This window comes from Vulcanisaeta distributa JCM 11216 (genome assembly GCF_001315985.1).
Taxonomy (GTDB): Archaea; Thermoproteota; Thermoprotei; order Thermoproteales; family Thermocladiaceae; genus Vulcanisaeta; species Vulcanisaeta distributa_E.
The window spans coordinates 103,704-123,870 of the sequence record NZ_BBBI01000005.1 but is presented as its reverse complement, the minus strand read 5'-3'; the positions used below and the strand labels follow the sequence as shown (position 1 = coordinate 123,870).

Genomic DNA, 20,167 nt, shown 5'->3' with positions numbered 1-20,167 from the left:
AATTGAATAACCTTGAGATGGCTAGTTCCTATATCAACCAGGCTATGGAAAGGATAAAGCATGCAAGAGAAGCATTAAGCGGTGGTAATTATCCATACGTAGTTAGACAGTGCCAGGAGGCCGTTGAATTACTGCTTAAGGCTGCGTTGAGGATTGTCGGTGTGGAGCTGCCGAGGTGGCATGATGTTGGACCAGTGCTTAGGAGGGAACGTAGTAAGTTCCCTGGGTGGTTTCAGGGATATATCGATGAGTTGGCATCAATATCAAGGAGCTTGAGAAAGGAGGGGGAGTTCTCGATGTATGGTGATGAGGAGAGCGGGATACCTCCTGAGGAGTTGTACACTAGGATAGATGCTGAGCGGGCGCTTAGTGATGCTGAGAAGGTTCTCTCGTTGGTTAAAAAGTTATTTAATGAAGTAGGTGGGTTATGAAGAGGATTTTTAAGTATGTTATGGATTTTTAGGTTTCGTTATACGCATCCTGTTGGTTTTGGTGCTCCTGCTACTTTGCATGCTCCGTGGGCTGGTCCGTCTGGGAATAGTTCGTATATGCCTCTAGTGTTTCTCCGGTTTCTTTTAGGAGCATTTTTATTGGTGGGCATACTCCGTATGTTTCCCAGTACTGCCTTAGGTACCTAACAACCTTCCAATGCCTCTCAGTCATCTGCTGAACACCCTCGAGGTTTTTAGCCATCCACTCGGCAACCTTCTCATCCCAAACCTCGGGATTCTGCAAAAAACAATCCTCATCAAGTATCACCTTCTTCCCATTTACCTCATACTCACCTGGGCAGGTTACTGGCATGTTGTTCACCAATGTCATAAACGTGGCATGTTGTAAAAGGGTTATTTCACGTGATATGTGTAATTAATGGTGACAAACCTATACCTTGATCTTAAACATATTCCTTGGCATCATCAACTTCTTAAAAATGTTCCTAGCATCATCAATGTTCAATCCATATGCCAACCTCATTAATGAATTATCAATTAATATAGCCCTATCACCGAGCACTCCCCCCCTATCAACCCTTCTAAAAACCCTCACCTTTAATAATGCATATATTAATGCCCGAGACGCAAGTAAATACTCCTCGTTTTTAACCATGGGCACCCCATAAACGTAATTATTAGTTAACTTAACTCCTGGATGAACCCAGGGCCTTACTCCCAACCTCTTACTTACCGCATCGCTAAGCCTTGTGACACCTGGTTTACACATTAATTTACTGCTTAAGTAATCCATAAGGACCTCATTATAATGATCCGCGTGTATCAATACATCACAATGCACGTTCAAACTACGTAATAGCCTCACTATCTCCCTAGCCCTCAACTCAGACCTAAACTTTATCCTCTCCGCATCGAGCCTCGCATACCTCAAGACATACCTCACAGCATCCTCAAAGCTACCCCCCCTAAGCAACGCTGAATTATAACCTCTATAAGCTTCGGCAATCCTCAATTCTATGAAGGCTATGTACCTCTCCTCATTACTTAATGACCCATGGTCCAAATCATTAAGTATTGCCCTAACCCTAATCCTCATACTGATTGAGCCATAGGGATCAATAGGCACCACATTAATGCCATTATTAATAAGCCCCCCCCTTAACATTTCGTAAAACTCCCTGGAATAATCGACATCAAAATACTCAATCTCATAAAGCAATTGATTAAAATCAATCTCACCATTTAAATACCGCCTAACACCCTCAACGTTAGGAACCTCGGCGATGAAGGTATCATAGTGATACGCAATCTCCCTTAAGTATTTAATGTATTCAATCCCTGGTGGAGTTAAAACTATGTTTATCATTTTAAACACATAAATTCATTGAGATTTCTAACAAAGGTGAAATAATTTTGATTATTTTTAACAAGGACATAATCAATTACATATATGTTATGAATTGCCTAACGCCAAAGTTCCAGGAAATCTCCTCACACCTGTTATGCCTAGTCCTTGGAACGCCAAGCATACTCATGAACTCATCAATACCAATCCTATCAATAAAGTCGCCAAGCCTCTCACCTGGCTTAGCCTCCCTCCTCCACACATCAATTATCTTCCTCACGCAGCTACAATCTCCCTATACTCAGGCGGGTTAACTGGTAACCACGGGATCACCTTATAGGGCAACCTCGGTCCCGTGCCCGTATTACTCGTCTTACCACCCACGAATATTGCAACGCCAATCTTTGTCGGATCCCAATCGAAATAATCACACACGTTCTTACACCTACTGCAGGCTATGCACTTCCTCTCATCCACCTCAATGCCAACCGAGCCATCCGGCTTACCAAAGACTTTAATTGCGCCAACAGGGCAGACTGCGGCTACGTCAGGGACGGCCTTCTTAAGCGCCTCGGCACTAGTGGGTAGCAGAACTTTATCCTCTCTGGGTCAGGCTTGGGTGCCTGGCCATAATGACCGACAATTACTATGTCACCGGCAAGTGTGCCGCCACATACGTTTGGGCAACCAGCCACAAAAATCATTAGCTTAGCAGGTAACTTCTCCTCGCCTGTGAAGAAGGGCTTTAGGTGGTTATAAAGTACCTGGGTTATCGATGGCGCGTCGACGACGGCTGTGGTGCAGGTTAGGTATGCCGTGCATGATGTTACGTGCCATAAAGATGCCCCCCCATCCTCCCACCGGGAAGCCTAGTTTCTCAACTTCCTCCTTTATTTTCAATGCCTTGTCGAGGCTGTCGGTTATGAACTCAAGATTCATACCCCTAGTGGCTCTGACAACACCTAGGCCGTACTTGTCAGCAATCTCTACGAACTTCTCAAGCGTATCAATGCTTACCCTACTGTTTGGCGGTAAACCAACCTTCACCGTGAATACCCTATCGCCAGTCTCTGATATATGCTCAATAATTCCATTGCCATGGAATTTCCTATCAACCCACTTGCCATAGTTATTCCTAATTACCTCGGGTAATTGGGCGGAGAAGGGCACAGGCAGTCTCTTATTCATTCTATCCCTAGGTTCAGGTGTTATGGCTAGACTCATGCGCATCACCCCCCCGTGCTGGAACTACTTCCAAAGTACTCATTCACTAGTTGCTTTGACCAATCCTCATACAACCTCCTCTCATCATCAGTCAAAACCGCACCTATGGAAATCCTTAGGTGCGTGGATGGGGGGGTACCCTTTGGCTTATTCGGTAATGTCTTCTCAGCAACCTCACTAATCACCTTGAACCCCCCCCTCCTAATTATCATATCACCAATCCTATGCCTACGTGGTGCCAACTCCATGTACTTATTAACTAATTCCTCAGCAAATGGTATAACCTCCTCTATTGAGTCCAGGAGTGCCACCGCCTTAGCAAGCTTAGGGCCGAAGTGGCCCTGGGCATGCGCTCCAACGAGAAGCGCTATTTTCCTATTCCTACCGGGCTTAATTGCTGGGAATGCCTTTCTGATGCAGTTCATAGCCTTTAGGCACTTGGAACCATCTATCCTCAACTCCTTCCTCTCCTCATCCCAGGTAATGGCCTTTGACGGGCATGATTCAACGATCTCCCTCGGATTTATCCTGCCTTCCTCAACCATTTTCCTAAATAATCCCTGGTCAACCTCTGGCGGTCCAACCCAGGTACCAATTAGCGCAAAGTCTGACCTAGAATTTGCCGTGGCGCAGTCCATTGGACAACCACTGAACTTGAACTTTATCTTATACGGGAACATCTGCGTATTTAAGTACCTATAGATCACTGGGTGTGACCTAACATAATCCATGGCATGTAATGTGTCATATAGTGCGAATTCACATAGGGCAGGACCGGGACACGCGTAGAATTCCCTGAACGTATCGCCTGAACCACCAACGTCACTGCCCATTATCGTCCTTATGGCATCAACAGCCTCATCAGCCTTCTCCGCAATCATGTTAAGGACTAGCGCGCCAGTATTACCGCCAAGCTCCACTAGGCCAATTCCATACTTCTTGGCAACCTCGACAACCTTCCTCAGGTAACTAGTTGAGTAGAACCTGCCGGCGGGTGCGTAAGTCCTGAAGTGTATTTCGACGAATTTTCCATCCCTGCTTCTTCTGGCTAGTATTCCGCTGAATACGTACCTAACCCTAAAGGACCCACTTAACCAAGGCGTGTACTTCTTAGCCAAGCCCTCGGCGTAAGCCTCAATCGGGTACTTCGTCTTCCTAAGCTCAGCCACATAACTAGGCCAAGGACCACCCTCAAGATACTCAAGCATCTTCATGCCACGCTCAAGGTCGCTTGGTTGACTTGTTTGGGTCGACATGCATTATCGTTATTCATAACCTATGATTTTTGAAAAGGGTTATTCCACGTGATACGGACATTAAGGCAGTTGTAAGTCAATTGAAGTCGCCTACGGTTTAAGTTCTTTAACCTTCTTACCCAACGACTTCATGATTGTTAGGAATAAGTATAAGCCCGTTAGTACATCATCATTCCTCATAAGCCCAATCACGTCACTTAAGCCGACTCCCTTCTCTCTCACCTTAATTATCGCCTCATCAACCTCCACATCATTTAGCGAATCACCAAGCATCTTCACTAACGGGCTACTGACCAGCGCATCAATCAATGGCGCCAACTCCCTAAGCATTAACGCTACATTATCAACCATACTATCCGTAATCACTGAAGATATATTCTTTATCGTCATTAATAAGTCAATTGCGGTATCGAGCGCGCCAGATTTATAGAGGAGGAGCAGTTTATTTATTATATCTATCAATGCCTTATCCTTATCCATATCCTTAACCAATTCCTCAATGACCTTGGCTGGAATTTCCGTACTCATGCTAACCCCCCCTCATCGTCAGTGGTAATGATAGATAAAATGCCCTTATGAACCACCAACCAAACCTGGTCGTCATGAATGGCATTTCATTAACCTTATAATCCCACCATGGAAGCCAAGCCCTACCCCCCCTACCATGCTGTGTATAGAGGTCCGTGAGCATTGGGCATATCGTTTCACCCCCCCTATACCGTATTTGCAAACCTTCACCGGTTATATCATGGACTAGGTTCTCAACAACCACGTCAGATTGGTAGTGAGCCACTGACGCCGCCTTCGCAACCTCAAGGGCCGTGGCGTCACCTATTACGTAAACCTCATCATACTTAGTTTTACCCTTACGGTACTGTAGAGTGTACCTATCACAGGGCACGAAACCATATGGATCCCCAATGCCCGAATCCCTAATGGCCTTGGCGCCTCTATGTGGTGGTATTGTTATCAATAAGTCATACTTAATCCTCTCACCCTTATCACTAACCACCACCTTTTCTTCAGGTCTTATTTCAGACACTGAGAAGTTAAAAATATACTTAACGCCGCGTTCCTCAAGTAAGATTCTACCTAACTTATTAACCTCGGGCTGCGCATGTAGGTGATCCGTGGGGGGGTAAAGGAGCACTATATCGACACTACTACGCACACCCCTATCCCTGAGATAATCATCAAGCATCAAGCCAAACTTTAACGGCGCTATTGGACACTTTATTGGAGACTCAACAAAAAGCTCAACAATTGTACCCCTATTGAACCCCCTGAAGGGCATTCCTAAGTTCCAGGGTTCCCTCTAGTGTGTAATACGTGTGGTAGTCCCTCAATAGACCGGGTACTTCCTCAGGCGCGTAGTCTGCGCCGCTCGCTATCACGAGGTAGTCATAGGAGTATTTACTATCATCAGCTAGAATCAAGGTCCTGTTGGCTAGGTCAACGTTAATCACCTCGCCTGACTTACCGAAGAAGTACTTAATTCTAGGATCCAGCAGCTCTGCCTTCTCGCCCACAGCGTACTTCTCATTCATTGATCCAAAGGTTATTAATGGTAGCATTGCATGAATTAGGTATTCAGGGCTTTTATCAAATAGTGCGATTTCCACGTCACCCTTAGCCACAGACCACCTAAGTCTCTTGGCGAGCTTATTAGCCACGACTATTCCAGAAAAGTTGCCTCCCATGATGGCTATTCTCTTCATTAAGCAAGGCAGTTTGAGATAATGAATTTACAGGTTATTTCACTTATTAGGTGAAACCCTAAGTGCGTCAATTATGCGGAATATGTATGCGTCTGAATTGAATCTTAAATCCTCGATCAATTCTTCAACAAAGTTTTCATTAAATAATTGGTTACTTACGGCAGACTTTATACCTAGGACCACGAGGGCAACCTTACTAGTTTCATCTAGATACAGTGGGTACAGGAAGGGCGCTATTGATCTACTTCCATAAAGTTCAAAGCCTATTCTGGTAGTTATATCCTCAAGATCCCTAAACCCATTAATGAGCTGCGGTACGTCTTTAGCACCCACCTCCTCAGCGAGATTCAAATCCAATAACGCGATCGATACATAATCATCCTCCTTAGCAGCATTAACGAGTATAGGCATCTCACCAGGTCTATAAAGTATTGCGTTAACTTCACTGGAGCTCTCAATTATACTCCTTACCAATTCATTGACTTCGTAAAACTCGAGAAAGCCTGCATCACGGGCTTTCCTTACTAACTCGGTAACTTTATCGCCAATGCCCATTAAGAGGTATCGTATTAACCCCCCCTTAAACTTACTTATTCTACATTAAGCCGTGATATACCATACAATGCCCTATTTGTCATTCACGTCATACGTGTAACAGCATTTATTATTTATGACCCAACCATAGTATGAACAATGATGAATTACGCGTATCTAATAATGTTTGGGTACATACCATACATTGCCGTCGCGATATTCATAGCGGGGGGGATAATATTTAGGTTAATCAGGTGGTTAATGCCGAAGGCGCTGACCGGGCTCTACAACGTTAACGCGACGGTAAACGATGATTCCTACGGCAAAATAACAATTGAGATACTCAAGAGAATATTCCTATTTTACACATTACCGGGCACAGACACGACATTGTTCATGGGCTCACTATTGTTCCACTGGGGGGGTATTTGGATAGCCCTTGTGGGTCACCTCGGCTTATTAATACCGCCTGAGCAGCTCGAGGCGATGGGTATTTCACCGGCAATGCACGTGTTATTGGCTAGGGCCATTGGTGGCCTAGGCGGCATCATGGCGTTGATTGGAATGTTAGTTCTCGTCAGTAGGAGATTAGCTGATAGGAGTGTTAAGGTTGGCAACTTCGTTGTTAAACTGCCAATGAGAAGCCTCAGTTACCTCGATGATTACTTCGCAGATGCACTACTCCTAGTAATAATATTATTAGGTCTTGTACAGACCCTATGGCTTGAGTATGTTAGGCCTGGATTCTTTGAGTACTCAGTAGCTCCCTGGATTTGGAACTTAGCTTCCTTTAATGTAAGTAAGGCGGTTAGCTACATCATGGCTGCGCCACCGATAACCCTAGCCCACGTAATACTGGCCATGGTATTCATAGCCTACTTCCCATGGGGGTAAGATGATGCACCTATTCTCGTTTATATACATATCACCCACAATCGCCAGGCCATCAATTAAGATCAGGGTTAAGTCAATACCAGGGTGATGAGCATGGCTCACAAACTACCTGAGTTCAGGTTCGGGGATACATCGAACATAAAGCCTCATAAAGCCGATACAAAGCTTCTCGAAAGACTCCATGCAAGGGTAGGGTTTAAACCACCAATGGGTGTTGATAAGGTATCGTATTTCAAAAAGCGACTACTTGAGGAGTTCGAGAATAATAGGAATGTAAAGCTAGCTGTAGAGACCTGCGTTCATTGTGGTGCTTGTTTGACGGCGTGCCCCACGTACATAACCACTGGCGATATTAGGAACTCGCCCGTGGGTAGGGCAGAACTAATAAGGCTGTGATTAAGGCCGAAAAACCAAGCGGTAAACTATTTGGTAAGGCAGTGAATGCCATTAGGGTAATTAATGAGAACTACCTGGAGATGCTATATACGTATTACTGGCAATGCCTACTATGCAGGAAGTGCGCCACCATATGCCCATTCGGCGTAGACCAAGCATCATTAACTAGGACTGTGAGATCAATACTGTATGAGTTAGGCATGGCCTCTAGATTCGTGGTTACGACAATAGATAACATGGAGAGGACAGGGAATAACATGGCATTGACACCAGCCGCTATAAAGAACATACTCGAGTTCGTAATAAACGAGATAAAGCAGGAGAAGGGAGTTGAGGTAAAGGTCAAGGTTGATCAGCCGGCCTACGCCTTATTACTCCCGTCATCTGCCGACTTCTTCATGAACATAGAGACGCTTAAGGGCCACCTATTGTTCATGCACGCCATAGGCATGGACTACACAATAAGCACAAAATTACTGGAGGTCGCGAACTTCGGCCTATTCCTAGACCCAAGGCACCTTAGGTACATTGGCGATATGTACGTGAACGCGGCAAGGGAATTGGGTGTTAAGTTAGCCGTATTCTGTGAGTGTGGTCATGGTTGGCATGCATTCAAGAATTACGTGATACCGAGGTTGAGGGAGTATGGTATTGAGGGATTACACATATTCCATCTCGTGGTTGATGCCATTAAGGGGGGGGCAAGATAAAGCTTAATCCGGAGGCCAACGGCGACATAGTGTACATTTACCAGGACCCTGATTACTACGCCAGGGGGGGTGGAGACCTAACAGAAGAACCAAGATTCATAATGAACCACGTAGTTAAGAAATGGGTGGACCCTGAGTACAGTAGAGGTAAGACATGGTGCTGCGGCGGCCAGGGAGGCATGTTGGCTGACGAAATGCTGCCCCCCCTAGCAATTCAATACGCAAGGCTTTGGTATGAAGATGTACTTAAACATGGTGCGCAGTGGGTCGTTAGGCCATGCTCAATATGCAAGGCTCAGCTCAGTCACGTTGTTCCACACTTGAATAAGATGTATGGTAAGGAGATTAAGTATTCGGGGGGGTTAATGGACCTAGTTTATAGGGCGCTAGTTGTTTAAATTCATTTAAATAATAATTAATATTTTTCGGTAGAAAAACAACCATTTATATTTTATCAATGTGCCATGCAATTTTTGCACTAATCAACTGATTTTATAACAAATGAATACGTGTAAATACTTAATGAAGCATAACACCGTCATAGATTATGGTAAACCGATCCCAGAGAGTTTAAGGCTAGAACTTAGAAGGCTTGTAAATGTTGAGTACGACAATGTAGTAAATGACATACTTGCCTATGTAATCATGAGGGGGGGCCAATTACATTATACAGGATCTCCAGAGAAACACCGTATAGTATCTCATCAATTTACAAGAAGGCCAAATACATGGTCAAGAACAACTTAATAACAGCTAAGGAAGCAGATGATAAATTAAATGGAAGGCACATGTACGAAGCCACAGTTAAGGGATTACTAACGTGTCTAGCCTATAAATGTCTCGATGATGATGCCGTATTGAATAGACTTAAGGTTAAATGGAACTTAAGGAACTATGATAACAATAGGTTAATATCAATACTGATGATATTACCGTATGTAATCAAGGGCGAGAGCTAAGGATAATTGAGAATATAGATACGCTAATGATAACGGCATTAAGTACGTTAATTAATAACTCAGCAATAAATAGTAAACTCATTGACGAGACAACAATAACCAGCGTAAAAAATACCTCGATTTATTACCTGGTAAATAGCATAATAAATAGTACATCAAACATTAAAAGGCCAGATATAATACTTGGTAACAATTCATTCCTAATAGGATACTACAGGAACAATAAGATGCTTTATGTATACATATGCAGATTATGTGAGAAAAACTGCGTATTAACGTATACGACATGCAATAATAACTGCCCATTAATTAATGAATTAAATAAAGATATATCAAATCTGATAAAATGATTAATTATTAATAATTTTATTTTAGAAAAATCACTAAACTTTTGCTGGAGAAACTTGTATAATATAATCATATATCCGTATTAATAAAGAATTAATATTATATTCAATTATATTCATTATTATATATAATAATTTATATGCATAATATAAGCTTTCACAATCCATGTGGAATAAATAATTTTTTAACTAAAGTAATATGAAATTGATGATCGAACTGTACCTACCAATACCGCACCTATGGATAATTTACGGAGCCATAGCGCTGGTTATAGAGATGGTTATTGGCTTCGCCGTTGAGATAGGTAGGGGTGTACTGGCCCTTTCAAATTTAAGTAGGGTATTACCGATAAGGGGCCCAACGAGGAATTGGGGCTCCGCGGGCGCCTTTATTGCCGGCTTAGTCATGGCTTTCCTATACCCATTCTATGGCGCGCCAATGACCTCATGCCATACACAATCACTATACTTAAGGAAGCCTAGGGTTAAGGCGGTGGCGCATGCATTAATTTGGTGGGGGCTTTGTATTTGCGGCGATATCAACGGTCCTAGGCTTCATCTATGATGAGTGGGTTTCGAGTGACGTACCTGGTCTCGTGGCTTTCATACCGGGTGGTAAGCTTGGTCCCATGGGTCCATATGCCGTCATCGGCACTGGCGCCGTTGGTGGTATTTTGATAGTTATTGGGTTTATACTTATGATGATCGCTAGGTGGCAGGGGGACCAGGCCGACCAGTGAGTCTGCGGTTACGGACTTCTTCCTCTGGGCTGCCTTCTTCGTTTCATTGAGTGGCTTTGCTCTAATGGGTATTGAATTAATAATGCCGATGAATTACTACGCATTGGCGACGACGTTCAGTATCCACATATTCCTGGTTGCCATGATGTTCGCCACAATGCCCTGGACCAAGTTTGGGCATGCGATTTACATGTACATATGGCAGTTATACGATAGGTATAGGACCTGGAAGGGCGTGGAGCTAGGTTGCTTGGGCCGTGGAGTGGCGAGTTAGCGAGAGAGCGCTTGAGTCCCACGTACCAAGCCATCCAAAGAAGCACTCATGAGGTGGTGTGCATGCCCTCCTACGTAATCCCAGCCAAGTGCACGGGTTGTGGGGACTGCGTTAACGTATGCCCGAGCCACATAATGAGGTTCACAAAGTCTGGAATATTCGGTAGGAAGGCGTATAACGCGGAGCCGGAGTCCTGCTGGGAGTGTTACAACTGCGTTAAGCATTGTCCGCAGGGCGCTGTTCAGATAAGGGGTTACATGGACTTCACACCACTTGGTGGTGCCGTTGAGGTTTATAGGGATGAAAAGACGAACAGGGTTTACTGGACGATTAGGTATAGGAATGGCACGGTTAAATACTTCGTATTCCCAATAAGGACAACGCCCTGGGGGGGCTCAATAAAGCCACCGCAGGAGTACCCAGAACCACTCAAGGAGTTCCTAAGGACGCCGTACCTATCCTGCGAGCATGAGCAACTTGGTGGTAATAAGCTCGGTGTTGAATTACCAAGGATGAAGGTTCCAGAGGTGGTTAAGGTCGAGGTGAGGGGGGGGTGAGAATATGACGAGGGTTAGGTATGTGGATGCGGACATCCTAATAATCGGCGGTGGGATGGCCGGCAGTGGAGCCGCTTGGGAGGCCAGGTATTGGTGCAGGAACTGTAGGATTGTATTGGCTGAGAAGGCGAATATTAATAGGAGCGGTGCGGTGGCGATGGGACTATCGGCAATAAACACGTACCTTGGCCTTAAGTGCAAGGAAAACACGGTTGAGGACTACGTTAAGTACGTCAGGGGTGACTTAATGGGTATTGTGAGGGAGGACCTAGTTTACGACTATGCGAGACATGTTGACTCAACAGTCCACCTATTCGATGAGTGGGGGGGACTACCAATATGGCCCGAGCCAAAGACTGGGTGCTATGTTAGGGAGGGTAAGTGGCAAATAATGATTCATGGTGAGTCCTACAAGCCGATAGTTGCTGAGGCAGCCAGGAAGGCCCTTGGTGATGAGAACATATTTAATAGGGTAATGGTTACGCACCTGCTTAAGAGCCCTGGCAACCCCAATAGGGTTGTTGGCGCCATAGGCTTTAACGTTAATGACGGCACATTTTACGTATTCAAGGCAAGGGCAACCATACTAGCCGCAGGTGGTGGCTCACAGATTTATAGGCCTAGGTCCCAGGGTGAGGGACTTGGCAGGAGTTGGTATCCGCCGTGGTCCTCGGCATCATCCTACGGCATGTTGATTGAGGCTGGCGCTGTGATGACGATGATGGAGGCCAGGTTTGTGGTACCAAGATTTAAGGACGGCTATGGACCTGTTGGTGCTTATCAGTTATTGCTTAAGACGAGGATCAGCAATGCGTATGGCCAGGACTTCTGGAAGCCCCCATGTCGATGAGATAAGGAAGCTATACAGCGGTAAAGGTAAGTACGTAGACTTACCCATTACTCCAACAACACTTAGGGTATTCGCTCAACGCCTTGAGTGGATGGCTGGCCGTGGGCCAAGCCTCATGAGGACTGACGAGACCGTTAAGAAGGGTACGGAGAGTGAGGCCATAGCGTATGAGGACTTCCTGGACATGACCATAAGCCAGGTAGTCATATGGCTGGGCAGAACCATGAACCTGCCGATAGGCCCTATGAGGTAATTACCACGGAACCCTACGTGATGGGTAGCCACGCCACTGAGTGCGGTGCATGGTCCAGCGGCCCTGAGGATCTGGCGCCCAGGAAGATCGAGGGTTTACCTGACGATAGAGGATACCAGTATTACTGGGGTTATAATAGGATGACAACGTTGGACGGCTTATTCTGCGCAGGTGATGCATGCGGTGCTAATCCGCATAAGTTTAGTAGTGGTTCATTTACTGAGGGCAGGTTGGCGGGTAAGTCCGCCGTATTATACGTGATGGATCACAGTGATGAGAAGGTTGAGGTGGATAAGGCGCAGGTCGATTCATTAATAGCCAAGGTAATGGAACCACTAGAACATTACCAGAAGGGTAAGTACAGCGTTGTCACTGGACCAAGCTACATGCACCCAATAGACCCAACTAAGATGTACTGGAAGCAGGGCTTGTTTAGGCTTCAGAAGATCATGGATGAGTACGCAGGTGGTTGGTCAACAATGTACATAACCAATGAGTGGATGCTTAATAGGGCACTGGAACTGCTGCAGTTCCTTAAGGAGGACTTCGCGAATTACGCAGCGGCCCAGGACTGGCACGAGTTAATGAGGGTTTGGGAGCTTTGGCATAGGATATTGACTGCAGAGGCCGTGATTAGGCACATGCTGTTTAGGAAGGAGACCAGGTGGCCTGGTTACTACGTTAGGGCGGACTACCCAGCGCTGGATGATGAGAATTGGCACGTATTCGTTAACTCAAGGTACGATGCAAAGACTGGGCAGTGGGAGTTATGGAAGGTGCCCGTGATTCACATAATAGAGTTCCCATGAGGTGGTCGGTATGAGTCTCAAGGTCTACATGCCACCCCCCCACACGGTGGAAAACTGGTGGATGCGGTGATTAAGGATAGGGATAAGGCCATTAACATGGCCGCCGGCGCGATACCCTACGACATAAAGGCCACTAGGGACCAGTGAGCGGCCTACCCATTAGGAACGTGTATAGGGAGATCATGTCCATTGCCTATGGCTTCTTCAGCCCACTGGATAGGTTCATGACTAGGAATGAGGTTGAGAATGTACTTAGGGAGAGGAGACTCCTCGATGGTTGGTTGTTCCCATTCCCAATAATATTTGATATTAATGAGGATGATCTGAAAAAGCTTGGTGTTAAGGAGGGTGATAGGTTATTACTTAGGCTTAAGGGACAACCGTTTGCAATACTTGATGTTGAGGAGATTTGGAGGTTTGATCCCAAGGACTTGGCTGATAGGACGTTTGGAACGCCGGAGAGGAATCCCGAGGTTGTTAAGAAGAGGTTTGATGAGAAACACCCCGGCTGGTTGATATATAGGAGTATGACCGGCACAGCATTGGCAGGTAAGGTGTACGTAATTAACGAACCCGTGTTTAAAGAGCCGTATAATAGGTTCTGGTACCCACCGGCTAAGTCTCGCGAGGAGATTCAAAGGAGGGGGGGCTGGAGAACAGTGATCGCTCACCAGACTAGGAATGTGCCACACACCGGCCATGAGCACTTGATGAAGAACGCGGCTTACCTAGCGATATTGAGCCGTGCCATGGAATACTCGTCAACGCCATAATCGGCGCGAAGAGACTCGGTGACTTCGTGGATGAGGCAATACTTGAGGGCCACGAGGCATTAAATAAGTACGGCTACATAAGCCCGAAGAGACACATAGTCACCTTCACACTGTGGGACATGAGGTATGGTAACCCACTCGAGTCGCTATTACACGGTATCATTAGGCAGAACATGGGTTGCACGCATCACATGTTTGGTAGGGACCATGCAGCCGTTGGTGATTACTACGACCCATACGCAACACAAATACTCTGGGAGAGGGGGGGAATACCAAGCTTCGGATTAAATGCGCCGCCTTACGACCTCGATAAGGGTCTTAAGATAAGGCCCGTCAATATCAAGGAGTTCTGGTACTGCCCGAAATGCGGTGAAATAACCTATAGCGATACGTGCGCTCACACGGATATAGCCCAGAGGTTCAGCGGTAGCTTCATTAGGGGGTTAATAGCTGAGGGCATTGAACCACCGCCAATAATCTTTAGGCCCGAGGTCTATAGGGTGATTGTTAAGTGGTGGAGGGTCTACGGCTACCCATTCGTTAATAAGAAGTACCTTGAGTTAAAGGAGAGGGAGCTCGAGATTGATGTACCACCAATGGAGGTGCCGTTGAGGAGGTGATGGGCATGCCCTATAAGATCTCCGTGATACTGGATAAGGCGAGACTCGAGAGGATAAGGGGGGACGCCTCTGGAGAAGTTGGTTAAGGATTTATACGGTGGCTATCTTAAGGTAATTGAACTTGAGGTCCCCCCCGACGACGTTGCCCAGAGGATCTTGAAGGAATTCCCAAGGGCTAGGATTGACGCCAGGGGCTTCATTGAGGAGACGCCTGTGGCCTTTAAGAGGGAGCTCTTTGAGGTTATTGCTCAGTTGAAAAGTGTTGGTAGGGAGGTCTTCGATGAATTATTGAAGCCTGAGAGACTAGGCAGGATTAAGGAGTTATCTGCTAAGGAGGAGGAGTACTTACCACCACCTATATTGCCTGAAGAGAAGTAAGAAGAGTACCTTGGTCTTATTAAAAATAGAAATATTTTCATTATAAGGTCTTACCTATGCTTCATAACTACGAGGAAGAGGTCATTAAGACACTAAGGGAGGAGCTTAGAGATCGAGGTATTAATGTTACCGATGAGCAAATTGATAAGGTTAAAATGTGCATAAGCGAATTGAGGAAGAGGCGCATACCGTTAGGTCAGGCTAAGGAGGTTGCCAGGTTAATTGCCCAGGTCCTTTCCGAAACTCCGCTTGCTGCATTGGGTATGGAGGATATTAGGCGGTTTTTATCGATGATTAGTTCATGTAGATTGGTTGGGTTTCAATTACGTAGGCATGAATCTATTTACTGCCCAATAATGGTACCCAGGGACTTCATTGGTGTTTCATTAATTACAGTATTAACGCAGTTAGGCAACGTAACCCTATTAATAAAGAGAGTTGGCGAGCTCATAAGTGATAATGCGTATTACGCAGAGGATGTAATACTCGTTGGTTACTTTGACGTGAATAACGTGATGTGGTCCCAAAGGTTTGACCCGGGCCTCTACTTAGTTGAGGTGAGTAATTCGTTTGTCGATAATGTTAATGTCACGGTAGATGTAATGACGTGCATATTAAATACTAAGAAGAATCCTTAAATAGAGATACGCCCTTTATTTATAAGGGATTTTATTTAATGCATTTTATGCACTGATCAAATCATATTTATTCATCTGAATATATACGTAACTGATGAACACTATGTTGATGAATAGACCTATAATTAGTGATGATCACGTTAATACTATTCGATTACTACGGCAGCGTCTCCAGTCCGAGATGGATATTGACGATACCACCAAGGATCTATTGGCTTATATTATTTATAACGAACCAGTGACGTTATACAGGATTTCCAAGAATACGAGGTTTGCCATCTCAACGGTTTACAAGAAGGCTAGGAAAATGATTCAATATGGGCTAATAAGGTCATTAAGTATTGGTGAAGTCAATAGTGAGAGAAATATGTACGTATCAACGGTTAAGGGCCTATTGACGTGTCTGGCCCTCAATTGCGTTGACGATGAAGGTATGATTTTTAATAAGCTATGTCAAAAATGGCATCTAAGGAGTTATTGTTGTCAAAGGGTCATGAAGATAATAAATGTGTTACCTGCGTTGATAAGCATTGATGGCAGTATTATGAGAGTAATTGATGACCCCAGAACAGTCATGATGATAATACTCGAGCGTAGAGATCAATTAAAGTCATTAATTAGGTACGATCTACTTAATGATATAATTAACATAGCGATGCATTATTTAATTAATAGGTTAATTATTGATGGCGGTATAATTACGAAATCATCAATCCTAATTGGTAATGATAAATTCGTGATTAATATAGGCCTTGATGGTAACATGTATGTTTACATGTGCAGGCTTTGCGGAAAATCATGCATGGGTATGCGAATACCAAGTGATTGCCATGATTGTGTTTTACTACGTGAAATTAAGGAATTGAGGAAGATTCGTATTTTAGAATAACCTGGGATTTTACATGCCATGTGTAATAACCATTATTTAATTACCATAAACCAATAGGTTAAGTAATAGGTGATTATTATCCCGATTTACGTTGTTGGTGCAGGTCCTTGGGATCCCGAGCTTATTACCGTGAAGGCTATTAAGGTATTGAGGAGGGCTGACGTTGTGTTTTACGGTTCCTTAGTTAATGAGGAGATAATAAGCATGTATGCGCCGAATGCCAGGAAGATATTCATGGGACATGTAAGAGGCGATGCGCATAGGGAGTACGTAATTAAGGCGATAGAATTAGCAGGAAAGGACTTAACGTGGTCTTCCTCAAGAATGGTGACCCAGTAATATTTGGCAGGGGAATTGAGATTTGCAGGGATGCCCTACGTAATGGTGTTCCCTGTGAAATAGTGCCGGGGGGGGTCAGTAGTTTTACGGCAGCCGCAGCCAAGTACATGGTTGAATTGAGGGGGGGTGTGGTTGCGTTGATGGCGTATCCAGACATTGACTACGATGTTAAGGCTGACGTTAAGGTCGTCTTCATGGGCACGAGGATGATTAAGGAATTAATTAGTAAATTAGATGGTGATCACGAGGTTTTAATAGTTAGTAGGGTTACATACCCAGACGAGGAGTTTCATAGACTCAATAATGGCTCTGACATTGATGATGTGAAGGCCCCCATCACTCATCTTCATATTGAGGCGTGATAGGCATGGAGGTGACAGTGCCTAGGCTTGTCGTGGCTTCATATAAGGGTAAGAATGGTAAGACCGCAGTAACCCTAGCATTGGCTTACGCTTTAATTAAGGCAGGGCTTAAGGTATCCATGTTTAAGGTTGGTCCTGACTACATAGATCCAAGCTACCACTCAGTAATTGTGAATGCGCCAAGTAGGAACCTGGACTACGTGCTGATGGGTGATAAGGTAGTAACGAGGTTTTATAGGTATTCCCTGAACTCAGACATCGCTATCATCGAAGGTGTATCAGGGCTTTACGATAGCGTTGATGGTATCAGTGAGGTGGGTAGCACCGCCCAAATAGCTAAGCTGCTCAGGGCGCCCATTGTGTTTGTCATTAATGGGGGGGAGAGGATTAATAGGACTGTGAGGGCGATAATTAGGGGGGGTTGAGGGATTTTGATCGTGAGGTGAAGATCGTGGGCGCCATAGTTACCAATACTACGCCGAGGCAGATTGATAAATTGAGGGTTGCCGTGGAGAGTGAGGGCTTGGAGTTCCTCGGTTATGTACCAAGGAGTGATGACATTGAGGATATAATGCAGTATAGGCACCTGGGGGGGCTGATACATGCTGAGGAGATCAATAGGCAACGCTTAGTTGATGTATTTAATGAAGCGTCGAATTTTATAGATGTTAACAAGGTCATTAAGGTAGCCAGGGAGTACTCAGAACCTCTTAACGTAAGGGATGACGTAAGTCCCGAGACGTCTAACATTGTTCGCAACGAATTAAGGGTAGGCATATTAAGTGGGAGGGTGTTTACATTCTATTACCCAGAGATGATAGAGAGGATACAGTCCTTCACGAATAATATTAAGTTTATTGACCCAGAGGTTGATCAGGGACTTGGCGACGTAGACCTGTTATTAATTGGTGGTGGTTTTCCTGAGGTTTATGGGGAATACCTTGAGAGGAATAGGGCGCTTAGGGCTGATGTACGTAGATTCATAGATTCAGGGAAGTACCTATATGCTGAGTGCGGTGGTTTGATGTACCTGACGAACTCGATAGTCTACAATAATGAGGAGTACGAGATGGTAGGCGCCATAGACGCTGTAACGATAATGCGCAAAAGACCTGTTTGGTACGGCTACGCAAAGGCCAGGATAATTAGGGACTCCATTATTGGTGATGCCGGCACTGTAATAATGGGTCACGAATTCCATTACTCCTCATTAATCCTGCATGGGAATTACGACTTCGCCATTAAGTACGAGAGGGGGGGCGCGGGGGGGTAAATGGATTTGATGGATTCCAAATAAACAATGCATATGCCCATTACCTGCACATTCATCCGGACACGTATGACGTGGTTGGTAGAGTCATTAGGAGATTGCTAAATGATAGGCGGCTTAGTTAAGTATGTAATCATTACCGCACTGCATGGCTAATACCTTAGCTTCGCCATCGCTCATGAACGCCACAGCCCTACATCCATTTATGACCGTGGTGGGGAAGTACTCAATCAATGCCTTGGCAATAACCCTCCTAGCGTTATTAACGGTATTCCTATCCCCCCCATACATATTAATTAACTCTTCATACAATGAATCAGTGGTTGCCATTTTAAGATTGCTGGGTAATATGAAGAGAACGTTCCTGGGATACTCCTGGTAAAGCGCCATTAATTCATTACTAAGTCTCCCCCCCTTACTACTCAAGTAGAGTAGCCTTACGTAACTCTCAATCTCATAATCACCAAACCCCCCCACTAAACCCCCCCCAATTACCCCCCCTAATAGCGTTAATCGCTGCCTGCGCAGTATCCCGGTCTATATCGCCAATATGCATGAAATACGCAAAAAGAAGAGCTAGGTAACCACCAACGCTTATTAAGTACTTATTCCTACTGACCCTCTCAAGCAATCCCATAATCTCCAGCTCAGAGACCTTCCTGTAGAATGTAGCCTTACTAATATGCCCAGCTAATGACAACCATAATGGGTTTGGCGCATCATCCCTCATATTCTCACGAACGGCATGAAGTATTAGTTTTAGAATCATCAGATGCACAATGTCAATACTAATTCCAGGCATCATCTAGGATTTCCCAATAGTCAAATTAAAAATGCTTATTTCACGTGGAATTAATTTTAAATCTCACAATTATGAGACTAGGCAATAATGATTAAACAATGCATAGAGCTTAATCTGCCCAATGAACTTAATGAACTTGTTAAGAACGCCATAGGCCTAGTCAAGGTGTATGGTCCAAATAGTAGGGTTAAAGAAAATGCTGAGTTATTCATCAAGGCTCATATAGTACCAATCAATGCGTTTGTCGATTTCAATAATAATGCTATTAAAATTAAGATTAATACTGAAGGTAAATTAATCATTAAGGGGGGGCATTGATAGTACTAAGTGATGGTAAGCCATGCAAATCACGAGTAAGGAAAGAGTACCTAACATTACTAAGTACCTACCTTAATCATGAGTTAAGGCTATTAATGATGTTTCGTGGGTACCTCCTTTGTGGTGATGTACTTAACTACTTAATATGGGCTTATGATAAGATAACCAATAGTAACCTTATTAGTAAATTAACTAATTATGGAATTAAGGAGAGAGCCGTTATAAAGGCGTTAAATGAATTATTTAATTTAGTTACTTGTAACTTACTTAATTATTCAATGGGAAACCAAATATACGTAAATTATAATGTACCCGAAGAAATCCTTAGAACTATTAATGGTTCAGTACTCATATTATTGAGGGTAAGTGATGACTGTACTTATGTGGGTCTATACTAGCTTAATCCATTACATTATGTTTCACGTAAATTGTGGAATAGCATTAATAAAGAACTTTACAT

The 20,167-nt window shown here is 44.4% G+C and carries 22 protein-coding genes and 6 pseudogenes; 18 read left to right on the top strand and 10 right to left on the bottom strand.

Features of this window, described 5'->3' with window-relative positions; genetic code table 11:
• Nucleotides 1-2 precede the first annotated feature (2 nt).
• Complete coding sequence (locus tag JCM11216_RS05890; RefSeq protein ID WP_243675370.1) at nucleotides 3-431, top strand: HEPN domain-containing protein; 429 nt, start codon at nucleotides 3-5, stop codon at nucleotides 429-431.
• Between the two features lie 38 nt (nucleotides 432-469).
• Here JCM11216_RS05890 and JCM11216_RS05885 read toward each other — a convergent pair.
• The 8 genes and pseudogenes from JCM11216_RS05885 to JCM11216_RS05855 all read right to left on the bottom strand — a co-directional run bounded on the left by JCM11216_RS05885 (nucleotide 470) and on the right by JCM11216_RS05855 (nucleotide 6,550).
• Nucleotides 470-804 (bottom strand): annotated as a pseudogene (locus JCM11216_RS05885) (TusE/DsrC/DsvC family sulfur relay protein).
• 78 nt (nucleotides 805-882) lie between these two features.
• Nucleotides 883-1,818 carry a hypothetical protein gene (locus JCM11216_RS05880; RefSeq protein WP_054853594.1) on the bottom strand — a complete coding sequence of 312 codons (936 nt, stop codon included), beginning with the start codon at nucleotides 1,816-1,818 and terminating at the stop codon, nucleotides 883-885.
• Nucleotides 1,819-1,894: 76 nt separating this feature from the next.
• Nucleotides 1,895-3,027 (bottom strand): annotated as a pseudogene (gene dsrB / locus JCM11216_RS05875) (dissimilatory-type sulfite reductase subunit beta).
• Nucleotides 3,027-4,277 (bottom strand): sulfite reductase, dissimilatory-type subunit alpha, encoded by a 1,251-nt coding sequence (locus JCM11216_RS05870; RefSeq protein ID WP_054853593.1) that lies wholly within the window; start codon nucleotides 4,275-4,277, stop codon nucleotides 3,027-3,029. The pseudogene dsrB and the gene JCM11216_RS05870 overlap by 1 nt, the downstream one beginning before the upstream one ends.
• Nucleotides 4,278-4,367: 90 nt before the next feature.
• Complete coding sequence (locus JCM11216_RS05865) at nucleotides 4,368-4,805, bottom strand: DUF1641 domain-containing protein (protein WP_054853592.1); 438 nt, start codon at nucleotides 4,803-4,805, stop codon at nucleotides 4,368-4,370.
• 1 nt (nucleotide 4,806) lies between these two features.
• Entirely contained in the window at nucleotides 4,807-5,571 is a 765-nt protein-coding gene (locus JCM11216_RS16930; RefSeq protein ID WP_243675368.1) for an FAD/NAD(P)-binding oxidoreductase, read from the bottom strand.
• A complete protein-coding gene (locus JCM11216_RS16925) occupies nucleotides 5,549-5,995 on the bottom strand; it encodes an FAD-dependent oxidoreductase (protein WP_243675367.1) in 447 nt (148 codons plus the stop codon). The genes JCM11216_RS16930 and JCM11216_RS16925 overlap by 23 nt, the downstream gene beginning before the upstream one ends.
• A gap of 39 nt (nucleotides 5,996-6,034) precedes the next feature.
• Nucleotides 6,035-6,550: a hypothetical protein gene (locus JCM11216_RS05855; protein ID WP_054853591.1), complete on the bottom strand. Its 516-nt coding sequence runs from the start codon at nucleotides 6,548-6,550 to the stop codon at nucleotides 6,035-6,037.
• Nucleotides 6,551-6,688: 138 nt separating this feature from the next.
• On the opposite strand from JCM11216_RS05855, the gene JCM11216_RS05850 reads away from it, so the two are divergent.
• The 15 genes and pseudogenes from JCM11216_RS05850 to JCM11216_RS16895 all read left to right on the top strand — a co-directional run bounded on the left by JCM11216_RS05850 (nucleotide 6,689) and on the right by JCM11216_RS16895 (nucleotide 18,590).
• Nucleotides 6,689-7,423: a respiratory nitrate reductase subunit gamma gene (locus JCM11216_RS05850; RefSeq protein WP_054853590.1), complete on the top strand. Its 735-nt coding sequence runs from the start codon at nucleotides 6,689-6,691 to the stop codon at nucleotides 7,421-7,423.
• An 87-nt stretch (nucleotides 7,424-7,510) separates the two neighbouring features.
• A pseudogene (locus JCM11216_RS05845) lies at nucleotides 7,511-8,927 on the top strand ((Fe-S)-binding protein).
• Between the two features lie 330 nt (nucleotides 8,928-9,257).
• On the top strand, nucleotides 9,258-9,488 hold the full coding sequence (locus tag JCM11216_RS16920) for a hypothetical protein (protein WP_243675365.1): 231 nt from the start codon (nucleotides 9,258-9,260) through the stop codon (nucleotides 9,486-9,488).
• Nucleotides 9,489-10,043: 555 nt separating this feature from the next.
• Entirely contained in the window at nucleotides 10,044-10,400 is a 357-nt protein-coding gene (locus JCM11216_RS16915; protein ID WP_243675364.1) for a hypothetical protein, read from the top strand.
• 31 nt (nucleotides 10,401-10,431) lie between these two features.
• The gene (locus tag JCM11216_RS16910) at nucleotides 10,432-10,575 is read left to right on the top strand and encodes a hypothetical protein (RefSeq protein ID WP_243675362.1); all 144 of its coding nucleotides are present in this window, start codon (nucleotides 10,432-10,434) and stop codon (nucleotides 10,573-10,575) included.
• Between the two features lie 64 nt (nucleotides 10,576-10,639).
• Nucleotides 10,640-10,849, top strand: a complete 210-nt coding sequence (locus JCM11216_RS16905) for a hypothetical protein (protein ID WP_243675360.1) — start codon at nucleotides 10,640-10,642, stop codon at nucleotides 10,847-10,849.
• Nucleotides 10,850-10,911: 62 nt separating this feature from the next.
• The gene (gene aprB / locus JCM11216_RS05830; protein ID WP_054853632.1) at nucleotides 10,912-11,406 is read left to right on the top strand and encodes an adenylyl-sulfate reductase subunit beta; all 495 of its coding nucleotides are present in this window, start codon (nucleotides 10,912-10,914) and stop codon (nucleotides 11,404-11,406) included.
• 4 nt (nucleotides 11,407-11,410) lie between these two features.
• Nucleotides 11,411-13,318: pseudogene (gene aprA / locus JCM11216_RS05825) on the top strand (adenylyl-sulfate reductase subunit alpha).
• A gap of 96 nt (nucleotides 13,319-13,414) precedes the next feature.
• A pseudogene (sat, locus tag JCM11216_RS05820) lies at nucleotides 13,415-14,711 on the top strand (sulfate adenylyltransferase).
• A gap of 78 nt (nucleotides 14,712-14,789) precedes the next feature.
• Nucleotides 14,790-15,089, top strand: a complete 300-nt coding sequence (locus tag JCM11216_RS05815) for a hypothetical protein (protein ID WP_243675358.1) — start codon at nucleotides 14,790-14,792, stop codon at nucleotides 15,087-15,089.
• A 56-nt stretch (nucleotides 15,090-15,145) separates the two neighbouring features.
• Nucleotides 15,146-15,727 carry a hypothetical protein gene (locus tag JCM11216_RS05810; RefSeq protein ID WP_054853589.1) on the top strand — a complete coding sequence of 194 codons (582 nt, stop codon included), beginning with the start codon at nucleotides 15,146-15,148 and terminating at the stop codon, nucleotides 15,725-15,727.
• 94 nt (nucleotides 15,728-15,821) lie between these two features.
• Entirely contained in the window at nucleotides 15,822-16,616 is a 795-nt protein-coding gene (locus tag JCM11216_RS05805; protein WP_054853588.1) for a hypothetical protein, read from the top strand.
• 129 nt (nucleotides 16,617-16,745) lie between these two features.
• Nucleotides 16,746-17,317 (top strand): annotated as a pseudogene (locus tag JCM11216_RS05795) (SAM-dependent methyltransferase).
• Nucleotides 17,318-17,322: 5 nt separating this feature from the next.
• Entirely contained in the window at nucleotides 17,323-17,742 is a 420-nt protein-coding gene (locus JCM11216_RS16900; protein ID WP_243675431.1) for a hypothetical protein, read from the top strand.
• Complete coding sequence (locus JCM11216_RS16895; RefSeq protein ID WP_243675357.1) at nucleotides 17,739-18,590, top strand: hypothetical protein; 852 nt, start codon at nucleotides 17,739-17,741, stop codon at nucleotides 18,588-18,590. The genes JCM11216_RS16900 and JCM11216_RS16895 overlap by 4 nt, the downstream gene beginning before the upstream one ends.
• 114 nt (nucleotides 18,591-18,704) lie before the next feature.
• On the opposite strand, the gene JCM11216_RS05785 is transcribed toward JCM11216_RS16895, so the two are convergent.
• On the bottom strand, nucleotides 18,705-19,064 hold the full coding sequence (locus tag JCM11216_RS05785) for a hypothetical protein (protein WP_054853585.1): 360 nt from the start codon (nucleotides 19,062-19,064) through the stop codon (nucleotides 18,705-18,707).
• Nucleotides 19,048-19,392: a hypothetical protein gene (locus JCM11216_RS05780; RefSeq protein ID WP_054853584.1), complete on the bottom strand. Its 345-nt coding sequence runs from the start codon at nucleotides 19,390-19,392 to the stop codon at nucleotides 19,048-19,050. Before JCM11216_RS05780 ends, JCM11216_RS05785 begins: the two co-directional genes overlap by 17 nt.
• Before the next feature lie 84 nt (nucleotides 19,393-19,476).
• On the opposite strand from JCM11216_RS05780, the gene JCM11216_RS05775 reads away from it, so the two are divergent.
• Nucleotides 19,477-19,707 carry a hypothetical protein gene (locus JCM11216_RS05775; protein ID WP_054853583.1) on the top strand — a complete coding sequence of 77 codons (231 nt, stop codon included), beginning with the start codon at nucleotides 19,477-19,479 and terminating at the stop codon, nucleotides 19,705-19,707.
• Nucleotides 19,704-20,105 carry a hypothetical protein gene (locus tag JCM11216_RS05770; RefSeq protein ID WP_054853582.1) on the top strand — a complete coding sequence of 134 codons (402 nt, stop codon included), beginning with the start codon at nucleotides 19,704-19,706 and terminating at the stop codon, nucleotides 20,103-20,105. The genes JCM11216_RS05775 and JCM11216_RS05770 overlap by 4 nt, the downstream gene beginning before the upstream one ends.
• The last annotated feature ends 62 nt before the right edge of the window (nucleotides 20,106-20,167 follow it).

Excerpts from the sequence above, each read along its gene's own strand:
- JCM11216_RS16900 (WP_243675431.1), top strand. The coding sequence starts at position 17,323 with ATGGAGGTGACAGTGCCTAGGCTTGTCGTGGCTTCATATAAGGGTAAG.
- JCM11216_RS05805 (WP_054853588.1), top strand. The coding sequence starts at position 15,822 with ATGAACACTATGTTGATGAATAGACCTATAATTAGTGATGATCACGTT.
- JCM11216_RS05810 (WP_054853589.1), top strand. The coding sequence starts at position 15,146 with ATGCTTCATAACTACGAGGAAGAGGTCATTAAGACACTAAGGGAGGAG.
- JCM11216_RS16905 (WP_243675360.1), top strand. The coding sequence starts at position 10,640 with ATGGGTATTGAATTAATAATGCCGATGAATTACTACGCATTGGCGACG.
- JCM11216_RS05780 (WP_054853584.1), bottom strand. The coding sequence starts at position 19,392 with ATGATGCCTGGAATTAGTATTGACATTGTGCATCTGATGATTCTAAAA.
- JCM11216_RS16925 (WP_243675367.1), bottom strand. The coding sequence starts at position 5,995 with ATGAAGAGAATAGCCATCATGGGAGGCAACTTTTCTGGAATAGTCGTG.
- JCM11216_RS05855 (WP_054853591.1), bottom strand. The coding sequence starts at position 6,550 with ATGGGCATTGGCGATAAAGTTACCGAGTTAGTAAGGAAAGCCCGTGAT.
- JCM11216_RS16930 (WP_243675368.1), bottom strand. The coding sequence starts at position 5,571 with ATGCCCTTCAGGGGGTTCAATAGGGGTACAATTGTTGAGCTTTTTGTT.
- aprB (WP_054853632.1), top strand. The coding sequence starts at position 10,912 with ATGCCCTCCTACGTAATCCCAGCCAAGTGCACGGGTTGTGGGGACTGC.
- JCM11216_RS05880 (WP_054853594.1), bottom strand. The coding sequence starts at position 1,818 with ATGATAAACATAGTTTTAACTCCACCAGGGATTGAATACATTAAATAC.
- JCM11216_RS16920 (WP_243675365.1), top strand. The coding sequence starts at position 9,258 with ATGGTCAAGAACAACTTAATAACAGCTAAGGAAGCAGATGATAAATTA.
- JCM11216_RS16915 (WP_243675364.1), top strand. The coding sequence starts at position 10,044 with ATGATCGAACTGTACCTACCAATACCGCACCTATGGATAATTTACGGA.
- JCM11216_RS05850 (WP_054853590.1), top strand. The coding sequence starts at position 6,689 with ATGATGAATTACGCGTATCTAATAATGTTTGGGTACATACCATACATT.
- JCM11216_RS05870 (WP_054853593.1), bottom strand. The coding sequence starts at position 4,277 with ATGTCGACCCAAACAAGTCAACCAAGCGACCTTGAGCGTGGCATGAAG.
- JCM11216_RS05775 (WP_054853583.1), top strand. The coding sequence starts at position 19,477 with ATGATTAAACAATGCATAGAGCTTAATCTGCCCAATGAACTTAATGAA.
- JCM11216_RS05865 (WP_054853592.1), bottom strand. The coding sequence starts at position 4,805 with ATGAGTACGGAAATTCCAGCCAAGGTCATTGAGGAATTGGTTAAGGAT.